The organism is Umezawaea sp., from assembly GCF_036375055.1.
GTDB lineage: Bacteria > Actinomycetota > Actinomycetes > Mycobacteriales > Pseudonocardiaceae > Umezawaea.
Genome location: NZ_DASUSQ010000020.1, coordinates 23,177 through 33,812, shown reverse-complemented (window position 1 = coordinate 33,812; position 10,636 = coordinate 23,177). Strand labels below are relative to the sequence as shown.

Genomic DNA, 10,636 nt, shown 5'->3' with positions numbered 1-10,636 from the left:
GTGGAGACGCGTCCTGGTGCCGGGTCGACTCCGGCGTTCTGGAGAATCTGCCAGACGGTGGAGGCGGCGACTGTGATGCCGAGTACGAGTAGTTCGCCGGGGATGCGGCGGTAGCTCCAGGTGGGGTTCTCCCGTGTCAGGTGCAGTACCAGGAGTCGGATCGAGCGCACGGTTCGTGGTCGGCTGGGGCGTTGGGGTCGAGATCTGGCTCCGTGGTGGCGCGCGAGCAGATCCTGGTGCCAGCGCGGCACCGTTTCCGGACGTATCGGCAGCTGAGGCTGACAAAGCGCTGTCAACGGAGTCGGTGCAGCAGTGCCGCGAAGAACGCCCGATCGGCGGGGGAGAACCGCAGTCGAGGTTGCCCAGTTGGCGTTCCAGGACGGTGATTTGGTGCCGTAGCACGAGGATCTCCGCGTCTTTGTCTCGGTCGCTTCTGGGTAGTAGGCGCAATACGGCGAATGCGTTGGTCACGCTTAGGTAGGCCAGTCGAAGCAGCATGGCTGGTCATCATGCCGTGCTCGTCGGCGGCAGGGTGATCACGTCTGCATCCGTGTATGGGATTCGGTTGGCCCTCTGTCACCTGCACGGATGAGGTTTTCGGCAGGCACAGTGCCGGTGCGGACGTTGCGGGCGATGTCGCGCGGGATCTCCTCCTCGCACGGTGTGCTCCAGGGCGGACTTGAGCACGGAGTGGATGTAGGACAGGGCCAGCGGCGAAAGCCGCTTAGAGCCAATACCAGTGACTTAGAGTGGTTTGCGCTGCTTGTTGGCGGAGACGGTGCGGTAATGCGGTGCGATCCGGACTGACTCGGCGGGATCGCGGGTAGATTGCGGCCAGGTCAGGTGCCTGGTGCGTTTGAGCTTGTAGCTGGACATCTTGCGCTTGACCACACGAGGGTTGCTGCGTCGTCGCCGTTGCGGCAGGAGCCGGGCCAGGATCTCCCGGACCCCCTCGAGCAGGGCCCCGACTAATCGTTCAGGGGGAAAACGCGGCCTGCGCGGTGGTCTGGCGGCGGGCCAGGCGCAGGGTGCGGATGAACGAGAGCCGGTCGGGATCCAGGCCGGCGTCGGTGGCGGCGGTGTGCATCAGCGACCGGATCGCGTGGTGCACCAACAGGTGCGCCCAGACCTCCTGCTCGACGCCGTCGGGCGAGCGTGACCGCAGCACCTGTCCGGGGCCGCGCTGATGGGTCTTGAGCTCGTCCAGCGCGGTCTCGATCTCCCAGCGTTGGCAGTACAACGCCGCCAACTCCCGCGCGGGAGCCTTGCGGTGATCCAGGATCGTGGTGATCAACCGATAAGGCGCGTCGTGTGTCGGTCGTGCGGGATCGTCCAGTGTGTACTCGACCACCCGCACCGTCACCGGATCCTCGCGACGGTAGTGGTCACCGGTGGCGACGATCTGCGACAGGTACGACCCGTCGGGCAGCTCCTCGCGCACCGGCAGCACGATGTTGGATCGCACTCGCCACAACAGATCCGCGCCACCGGCGGACGCGGCCCGCCACAACGGCAGCCCGGCGAACCCGCGGTCGGCGATCAACAACTCTCCCTTGCGCAGTCCGGAGAACAACTCCCGGCCCAGGGTGGCCTCGGCCTTGGTGATCGGGCCCAGCGTGGCCGCGACGATCGCGTGCGTGCCACATTCGGCCACCGCGACCACTCGAACCTGCGGGAACGCCGCCCGATCGCCCCGTGCCGCCGCACGACCGCTACCGGGCCGACCGAATCGCTGCGTGTTCTCCGGGGTGTCCGGCACGTCGAAGGTCGTGCCGTCGATGGCCAGCACCCGCCAGTTCCGATACCACGAACCCCGCGTCGTCGGCCCCGCCAACGGCTTGGCGACCTGTTCGAACAACGCCTTCAACGGCGCTGGTCCCAGCTTGACCCGTGCTCGGGAGATCGCCGCGGTCGTGGGCACCCGCCACGGCTTGGACCACCGCGCCGCCCACGACAGCCCTTCGGTGAGCAACCGGGCCACCTCTTCATAGCCCTGACCGGAGAACAGACACATCGCCAACACGAAATACACCACCACCCGCGGAGGCAGCAGCCGATCACGCTGACCCGTCCGGCCGGTCTCGGTGATCACGCGATCCACCAACTCCGACGGAAACGACCTGGTCAACAAACCGATCGCGATCCGATCCGACAACCGCGTGTCCGTGTCGGACTTGACCTGTCCAGGCCGTGGCATTCGGGCACCTCCAAGGCACCCAACCTACCGGATCAGACCTTAAGTCACTGGTATTGGCCCTAGGCCGGGAAGTTGGAGAGCCCGCCGTGCAGGATCTTGCCGGAGCGGATCAGGTCGTCGAACCCGGCCAGGATTTCCTCGATCGGGGTGATGCCGTCGGGGAAGTGCGGCATGAACACGTCGACGCAGTCGGTGTTCAGACGGCGCAGACTCGCTTCGAGGAATCGAACCATGATCTTGCAACTGTTGCCGGTCGTGCCGGGGTGGGGCTGGGTTTGCCTTGTCCCGCTGTACTTGGTGATGACCACGAAGCTGTCCCGTCGACGTCCGATCAGCCCACCGAGCACAGTTTCGGCTTGTCCGTCCTGGTAGAGGTTGGACGTGTCGAACGTGGTGCCGCCGGCGCTGACGAAGGCCTCGAAGATCCGTCGTGAGGCTTCAGGGGCACCGCCGGTGTTCGTCGCACTGGCCGCCGCGTTGACCGCAGGAGCCAGCGCATCGGCACTTGCCGACCGCCGACGGCGTCCTGGCGACTGACGGCAGCGCCCGCCCACCGCTGCGTGGTCATCTGGTTGGCGCGGGAGCGGGCTACTGGCTGCTTGTTCTCTGACGTGTGCGTATCGGTGCGCTGCTGCTCAGCTCGACGCTCCACGTCGGTGAAGGTCAGTTGGGCGTTGATGGCGACTGCGGCCCGGTACCGATCGGACCAGCGAGCGAGCCGGATCGCCGCGTCCCTGCGGACTGTTCGGGGTACTCGACCTACCAGACACCAGACACCGGACGCCCTGATCCCGGAACGTTCCAGGATCAGGGCGTCCGGCTCAAGGGGACGACCTCAGACCGCGAAGCCGTCATCGGCAACGCGACGAGCGCACACCAGCGGTGGTGGCACACGAGGTGAAGTGCTTCCCGGACGGCGGGCATCACCGGATTGTGTCAGCTCACGGTGCAGTCGACCGTCGGCAGGGCGTTGGTCCCCGTCCAGTTCGCCTGGAAGCCGAAACCGGTCGAGGCATTTGAGTCCAGGCTTCCGTTCCACTCCGCGTTGCGCGCCGTCATCGTCGGTCCGTCCTGGGTGGCAGTAGCGTTCCAGGCCTGGGTGAGCCGCTGGCCGTCGGCGAAGCGCACCGTGGCGGTCCAGGCCGAAGTCGGGGTCGCCTTGGTGTTGCGCACGGTCACCTCGCCCTGGAATCCGCCACTCCACTGGTTGACCACGCGGTAGGTCGCCGTGCAGCCTCCGGTGGTTGGTGGAGTGGTGGTGGTGGTCGTCGTGGTGGTCGTGGGGGGTGTTGTGCCGGTGAGGGCCGTGGCGACGGCGGGGTACCAGCGGTCGGCCATCTTCCGGAAACCGGAGTCGATCGGGTGCACCCCGTCGTTGGTGTCGGTGGTCGCGTTGAACCCGGTCCACTGGTCGACGACGGTGACCGGTGATTGCGCGGTGGTCTTCCCGGCCGCCCAGCCGGGGATCGCGTTGTTGAGCGCCACCACCCGTTGGGGGCAGTCGGCGCAGCCGCTGGGTTCCATCGGGATGATCTTCGCGACCAGGATCTTCATGGCCGGGTTGTTCGCCCGCATCTGGTCGACGAGCTTGGTGTAGGCGGCCAGGACGGCGTCGAGCGGGATGTGGCCGCCCCACATGTCGTTGGTGCCCAGGTGCATCAGGACCACGTCGGGCCGTGCCGCTGCCAACCAGGGCGGCAGCTGGTTCTGGTCGGCGATGCCGGTGGCTGAGAAGCCGCCGTGCCCCTCGTGATCGCCGTCGTGCGGCACGGAACACCCGCCGCCCGGCTGGGATCCGACGAAGTCGATGTTGGTGTACCCGTTGCGCTGCAACTGCTCCCAGAGCAGGGCGCGCCAGCAGCCGGGGCCCGCGGTGATGGAGTCGCCCAACGGCATGATCCGAATCGCAGCCGCCGCTGAGGATTTGGGCGCAGACATGGAGAGCGCGGGCACGGTCACCGAGAAGGTGAGCGCGGCGAGCAACGGAACGATGAAGTTGTACAGGAAGGGCTTTCGGCGCATTGTAATGTCCTTTGTGGAGGCTCGGCCTGTCACTGGTGGGTGGCAGGCCGAGTCGGAGTGGTTACGGTGTGACGGTGAGCAGGTGCGCGCGGAAGCCTTCGCCGTAGCCGGCGCTCGGCGTGCCGTTGTAGTCCTGGATGAGCACGTTGCCCTGGGTGCAGCCCCAGGGGTTCCAGGTCCAGGCGGTGTAGCCGAGGCGGTGCGCGTCGAGCCAGGTCATCACCTGGTCGATGTAGTCGTGCGCGCAGGTGTCCTGGCCGATCTCACCGGCGTGCACCGGCACCTGTGCGGCCACCGCGCCGATCTGGCTGTCCCAGCAGGACGCGGTCGCGCAGGCGTTGAAGTTGTAGGAGTGCCATGACGCCATCAGGTTGCCGGTCGGGTCGCTCGGCTTGTAGGTCAGCCACTGGCTCAGGTCGTTGGTCCAGGTCAGCCCGGCGGACATGACCACGTTGGTCGCGCCGGTCGCGCGCACCGCGTCGAGCAGGTCCTGCATGCCCGCGACCTCGTAGTCGAAGCCGGTGCACGTGCCGCCGTCGCGCAGGCAGCGCCACGCGGCCGCCATGTCCGACCAGTTGTTCGCCGCGTCCGGGTAGGGCTCGTTGAACAGGTCGAACACGACCGCGTTGGAGCCCTTGAACGCGGTGGCCACCTGGGTCCAGAACGTCGGTGTGTACTGCATGCTCGGCATCGGCTTCTGACAGGTCGCGTTGACGTCGGAGCAGGCCGAGGTCGTGCCGGTGTAGAGGCCGTGGGTCCAGTGCAGGTCCAGGATCGGGTTGATCCCGTTGGCCACCAGCAGGTTCGCGTAGTCCTTCACGGCCTGCTGGTAGGCCGGGCCGCTGGGCGAGCCGGACAGGCCCAGCCAGCAGTCCTCGTTCAGCGGGATCCGCACCGAGCGGACGTTCCACGCCTTCATCGCGTTGACCGAGGCCTGGTCCACCGGGCCGCTGTCCCACATGCCCTTGCCCTGCACGCAGGCGAATTCGCCGCTGGAGCGGTTGACGCCGAGCAGCCGGTAGGGCGCCCCGCTCGAGGTGACCAGCTTGTTCCCCGACACCTTCAGCGACGGCGCCGAGGTCGGTGGCGGCCCGGTCGTGGTCGTTGTCGTCGTGGTGGTCGTCGGGGGAGTGCCGGTGCAGGTGGCGCCGTTGACCGCGAAGTCCGTCGGGGTGGTGTTGGTGCCGCTGTAGGAGAAGTTGGCGCCCGCGCTCACGCTCGCGTTCGCGGGGATGGCCGCGTTCCAGGTCGTGTTGCTGACGGTGACCCGTTTGCCCGTCTGGGACCAGACACCGTTCCAGCCCTGCTGCAAGGTCTGGTTCCCGGCGTAGGAGTAGGTCAGCGTCCACCCGTCGACCGCCGCCGTGCCGACGTTGCCGATCGTCACGGTGGCACCGAAGCCCGAACCCCAGTCCTTGGCGGAGTAGTCGATCTTGCACGTGAAGGCGGCCGAGGTGCCGCTCGCGTACGAACCCGTGGCAGCCACCAACGCGGCGCATGCGAGCGATACCGCGGACCCCAAGACGGCGAGCACGGCGCGTCGCCGCACGGTTCTACCCAACATCGGCACTCCTTTGTGCGCAGGGCATTCAGGGTAAAATGTTTCTGGGAACGCTCCCAGAAGACGTCCGTACCGTCGCTTCCTCAGGGGAGCGCTGTCAACCGCCGCGTGCTCCGACGGAGTTTCATTCACTCGGACAGATCAAGCTCGCCATCCGTCCAGCCCAATTCCTGTGTGGATGGTCGCCGAAAGTCACCGAATTCTTCGGGAGTGGTCCAGGTGGACGCTCAGCCGGGACATCGTCATCCGCGCCGCCGTGATCTCTCGCGGCCGGGTTCCCACGGTTTCGCTTGTTCGATTCGAACGGACCGCACCGTTCGAATCGATGAGTCGAAGCTCAGGAAAGGTCCTGCCGACAAGGGTTTCGGCGATCACCCTCCTCGCAGGAGTGTTGTAGGTTCTCACCGCGCATGACATATCAATCTTGTGCGACCTGGGTTTCCTGGCTATCTCAACGCGATGCCACCATGATCAGTCTCAAAACCCGTGGCATTTCCTCGGCCGAGGCCAGTGGCGCGGTCGCTTGTCGAGGATGCGGCGGACGGCAGCGGAGTTGCGGCTGGTGTTGATGCCGCAGCGACCGCGGGCGGTCGGCTGCCGAGCAGGTTGGCGGGGTCATTCCTCGGGGAGGGGCGGGGTAGCGGCTTGTCCGTGGGCACGTTCCAGCACGACGACGGGGATCTGCCTGCCGGCGGCTGCCTCGAACTCGGCGAACTTCGGGACGAGCGCTATCTCTTTCGCCCAGATCCGCTCGCGCTCCGCGCCCTGCGCGAGCCGCGCCACGACCGGCACTCGTTCAGTCCCGACTTCGACGGTGGCCTGCGGGTTCGCCATGAGATTGTGGTACCAGACCGGATGCTGCGGGCTGCCGCCGTGGGTTCCGAAGACGGCCCAGCCATCGCCGACCGGCTGGTAGAACAACGGGCTGATCCGCTCGCGTCCGGTCTTGGCCCCGGTGTGGTGAACCAAGATCAGCGGCATGCCTCGCTCGTCGAAGCCGGGGACCCGTGGTGGGACGGGGCGACCCGCGGCGAAATCCTCTTCGCTGCTCCAAGGCGCGTATCCGGCGTTCGCTCGGACCTCGGCGATGATCCGGTCGTTCCAGCTGGTGATATCCGAGGCCTTGGCCTTGTTCGCGGTGGTCGTGGACGGGTCGGACATGACATCCCCCTCGCTATCCGGAGCACTTGCTCCGCAAAGTAGCACAGAGCGGAGCATTTGCTCCGCATAAGGCGGTATGCTTGGCCGTATGGCAGTGGCTGAACCGGGAGGCGCCGCCCGGCGCCGCGCGCCGCGCGTGGACGCGATCCGTAACCGGGACGCGATCGTCGCGGCCGCCGCCGAGGTGCTGGCCGAACAGGGCACCGCGGTGGATGTGCGCGAGATCGCCCGCCGCGGCGGGGTCGGCATGGGCACCCTCTACCGGCACTTCCCGAAAAAGGAAGATCTCGTCCACACGGTCCTGCGCAAGGACTTCTCGGAGTGGGCCGAGTCCGCGCGCCAGACGGCGATCGAGGCCGAGGACCCCTGGGCGGCACTGACCGACTTCTACCAGCAGGCCCTGACCGGCTACGCCCGCCACCGCGCGATCATGGAGAATTTCGCGTTGACCTGGTTGGTCCCCGATCTGGAGGGCATCCAACAGTTGCGCCTCGTCATCGACGAACTGTGCGCCCGCGCCAGCGGCGCGGGTCTGCTGCGCCCCGGCGTGACCACCGACGATCTGCTGCTCCTGCTGGTCTCATTGGGCCACGCCGTCCAGGTCACCGACGAGTGCCGCCCGCAGATGTGGAACAGGCTGCTGCGCATCTCCCTCGACGGCCTGCGCGCCGACCATCGCGAACCACTTCCCGCCGAGGGTGCGCCAGGCAGCGTCTCGCGGTCATTTGATGAATGAGATTGACATGAAGTCGCCCGTGAGAAAATGAAGGCAGCTGAACTGCTGAAACGGTTCGCGATGGTGATGGTGATGGCCGCGGGAGTGGTGCAAACCACGACCGCGCAAGCCGTGGCGAAATCGGTCTGCGTCCCAGCGAGGTGGACGCAGACCGGTGAGGTGCCCCGGGCGGCCGAGCGCACCCGCGAATCCACCAACTTCATCCTGCTGTGGGGAGAGCGGTCCGGCGCCAATCCGGCTTCCGCGCCCTCGCCGTGCAACTTCGACCCCAACAGCGTCATCACACAACTGGAGAAACCTGTACTCGTTCTACGTGAACACGATGCGGTTCACACCGGAGACCGGGCTCCTCGCGCAACACAAGATCATTGGCCAGCGCGTTCTCCGCGCCGAGCAGGATCGGGATGGAGATTCGCCCGGCCAACTCTGTGCTTGCCGAAAACTCCATCCGTGCTGGTCAAGCCGTGTGGTGGTATTCGTTGAGAACGCCGCCCAGTCGCTGGCGTCGGCGGGTGTCGAGCTGGGTGGCTGTTGTCTGATCGGTGGTCGGTTGTGGGAGCGCGTGTAGGGGTCGGGCGTTGGCGATGCCTTGGTGGGGTCGGTGGGTGTTGTAGGACCGCTCGTACTCGCGCAGGGCGTGAAGTAGACGTGGTTGGTTCCAGATCAGGGTGTGATCGAGGAGTTCGTGGCGGCAGGTCTGGATCCAGCGTTCCATGATCGCGTCCATTCGCGGGATGCGAACACCGCTGAGGACAATCTGGATGCCTGCATCGGCGAGCACGGCGTCGAACAGGGCGGGGAACTTCCCGTCGCGGTCGCGGATCAGGAACCGCGCGGAGTTGCCTGCGTTGTCGAGGTCCGTCACGAGGTTCTTCGCCGCCTGGGCGACCCATGCTGCGGTCGGGTGCGCGGTGGCGCCCAGGACGCGGATCCGGCGGCTGCTGTGTTCGATGACCGCAAGGACGTACTGGCGGGTGCCGCTCAAGGTCGAGACTTCGAAGGAGTCACAGGCCAGCAGGGCTTGGGCCTGGAGCGGAGGAAGTCCGCCCAGGTGGTGGACGTGCGATCGGGTGCCGGGTCGATTGCGGTGTCCTTGAGGATCTGCCACACCGTGGAGGCGGCGACTGTGATGCCGGGTACGAGCAGTTCGCCGTGGATGCGGCGGTAGCCCGAGGTGGGATTCTCCCGTGCCAGGCGGAGCACCAGGAACCGGATTGACCGTGGTGTCCGCGGTCGGCCGGGGCGTTTGGGCCGAGACTCGGCCGCGTGGCGGCGGGCGAGTAAGTCTCGGTGCCAGCGCAGTACCGTTTCCGGGCGTACCGGCAATTGGGACTGACGAGCACCGTCGTCGGGACCCGGTGCAGCAATGCTGCGAGGAACGCCCGATCGGCAGGGGAGAATCGCAGTCGAGTTGTGCCCAGTTGGCGTTTCAGCAGTTCGCCCCGATTCTGGGTCATTGCCTGGCCTGTTGCTGCCGGGGCGGCCGTGCTGGCAGACAGGGCGTGCTGTGAGCGGTGTCGAGCGCGGTATGAAGACGGTGGTTGTCGAGACTGAGTCGTTGAATGGTGGCTATCGCCAGTTCCAGGTCCTCTGCCATGGTCTGGTCAGCACGACGAAGTCGGGCGTTGTCGGTTCGCAGCTGCGGCCGGACAAGGACGCCGCGGACGTCGTGCTCGGCGCCATGAGTCGACCGCGACGCCCGGTCTACGACCGTGACGACCTGCTCGTCGCGCTCGCCGCCGAGCAGGGCCTGGCGGTGGTCGCGACCACCGCGGCGCACTACGCGCACCCCGCGCGCGGCCGGCTCGCGGCGGCGATGGCCGCGGTGCTCGGGGTACCAGTCGTGGCGGTGCGGATGCAGATCGAGTGCCCGGCCATGCAGCGCTCGATGGTCTGCATCAGGTTGTGCCTGAGGTGCCATCGGTCTGCGACTTGAATGGACTGCGGCGCACCGGTTGTGGCGCCGTCGATGTAGGTCGGGCCGCGGTCGCGGCAGACGACTTCAATCGTCGGGTGTCGCGACAGCCAGGCGGCCACGGTCTCGGCTTCCCGGTCGGGCAGCGAGTCCAGCGGCCTGCGGGTCTGCAGATCGAGGACCACGGTTCCGCAGACGTGTCCCTTGCGCAGGGCGCAATCGTCGATGCCGACCGCCGTCGGGGCTGGCGGTGATGGGTCCGGCAGGGCACGGACCAGCCGCAGCAGCGTGCTACGGCTGGCCCGCACACCGAGAACATCGCACATCCTGGCGCCCGCACGCCCGGCCAACGCGAGGCCGATCTTCTCCAGAGTCGAGCGCAGGCGTTCCGGCCATCGGCCATGCCGCCGTGTCACACCAGGAATCTGTTCCGCGAACGTCCGCTTCGGACACTCCGCCTCCGCGGACACGAAACGCCGATCCCGTAAAACAAGCATCGTGCGGCGGCCAGTCGACGGAAGGTCGGTCAACGACCGCGAGTACCGACCATGCACTCTCGCTGACCACGTTCCACACGCTGGGCAGTCCGCTCCAGCGGCGTCGGAGCGAATGGTCATGCGTGACTCCCCAGGCTCGATCTGGAGATCGGTCACCACCACATTGGCCAAACCCGGCAACGACGTCCCCGCACACGAGGTCACGCTCACAACGCACGACCAAACGATGTCGATCACGCTGCTAAGCCGATGTGATCTTGGTGCGGCACACGTTGCAATGCGTTACCGGACCACGAACCTGAGCCAGATCCGCATCAGGCGGACAAAACCAACCCTAGCCACACCACCGCGGCGGAGGGCCGACGTGACGAGGCCAGCGCCTACTGGGGCACCCCCTTCGCGGACCTGGAACTGTGACCGATTGGCCGCCCCGTGTGCGGAACCGGTGGTCGCCCAGCACGGACGGGCTCGTGGTGCTCTCCCCGCCCACGTCACCCGCTACTGGGCACGGCCGGACATCGCCTACCTGCCTGCCGGTCACCGATCC

At 66.9% G+C, this 10,636-nt stretch carries 9 protein-coding genes; 2 read left to right on the top strand and 7 right to left on the bottom strand.

Annotated elements, in window-relative coordinates; translation table 11 throughout:
• Positions 1-976: 976 nt before the first annotated feature.
• From VFZ92_RS07315 to VFZ92_RS07295, 5 genes are all read right to left on the bottom strand, one after another.
• Positions 977-2,197: an IS4 family transposase gene (locus VFZ92_RS07315; protein WP_330875026.1), complete on the bottom strand. Its 1,221-nt coding sequence runs from the start codon at positions 2,195-2,197 to the stop codon at positions 977-979.
• 59 nt (positions 2,198-2,256) lie between these two features.
• Positions 2,257-2,751: an aldo/keto reductase gene (locus VFZ92_RS07310; protein WP_330875025.1), complete on the bottom strand. Its 495-nt coding sequence runs from the start codon at positions 2,749-2,751 to the stop codon at positions 2,257-2,259.
• Positions 2,752-3,133: 382 nt separating this feature from the next.
• The gene (locus VFZ92_RS07305; RefSeq protein ID WP_330875024.1) at positions 3,134-4,252 is read right to left on the bottom strand and encodes a cellulose binding domain-containing protein; all 1,119 of its coding nucleotides are present in this window, start codon (positions 4,250-4,252) and stop codon (positions 3,134-3,136) included.
• A 28-nt stretch (positions 4,253-4,280) separates the two neighbouring features.
• Positions 4,281-5,783 (bottom strand): cellulase family glycosylhydrolase, encoded by a 1,503-nt coding sequence (locus VFZ92_RS07300; RefSeq protein WP_330875023.1) that lies wholly within the window; start codon positions 5,781-5,783, stop codon positions 4,281-4,283.
• Between the two features lie 612 nt (positions 5,784-6,395).
• Positions 6,396-6,941, bottom strand: a complete 546-nt coding sequence (locus tag VFZ92_RS07295) for a nitroreductase/quinone reductase family protein (RefSeq protein ID WP_330875022.1) — start codon at positions 6,939-6,941, stop codon at positions 6,396-6,398.
• Between the two features lie 88 nt (positions 6,942-7,029).
• On the opposite strand from VFZ92_RS07295, the gene VFZ92_RS07290 reads away from it, so the two are divergent.
• Both VFZ92_RS07290 and VFZ92_RS07285 read left to right on the top strand, forming a co-directional pair.
• Positions 7,030-7,677, top strand: coding sequence for a helix-turn-helix domain-containing protein (locus VFZ92_RS07290; protein WP_330875021.1), 648 nt, complete (start codon positions 7,030-7,032; stop codon positions 7,675-7,677).
• A 27-nt stretch (positions 7,678-7,704) separates the two neighbouring features.
• Positions 7,705-8,160, top strand: a complete 456-nt coding sequence (locus VFZ92_RS07285) for a DUF6055 domain-containing protein (RefSeq protein WP_330875020.1) — start codon at positions 7,705-7,707, stop codon at positions 8,158-8,160.
• Here the strand turns inward: VFZ92_RS07285 and VFZ92_RS07280 are convergent.
• On the bottom strand, positions 8,135-8,662 hold the full coding sequence (locus VFZ92_RS07280) for an integrase core domain-containing protein (RefSeq protein ID WP_330875019.1): 528 nt from the start codon (positions 8,660-8,662) through the stop codon (positions 8,135-8,137). The two genes, VFZ92_RS07285 and VFZ92_RS07280, sit on opposite strands and share 26 nt — an antisense overlap.
• 794 nt (positions 8,663-9,456) lie before the next feature.
• On the bottom strand, positions 9,457-10,209 hold the full coding sequence (locus VFZ92_RS42435) for an ISL3 family transposase (RefSeq protein ID WP_414719839.1): 753 nt from the start codon (positions 10,207-10,209) through the stop codon (positions 9,457-9,459).
• Positions 10,210-10,636 lie beyond the last annotated feature (427 nt).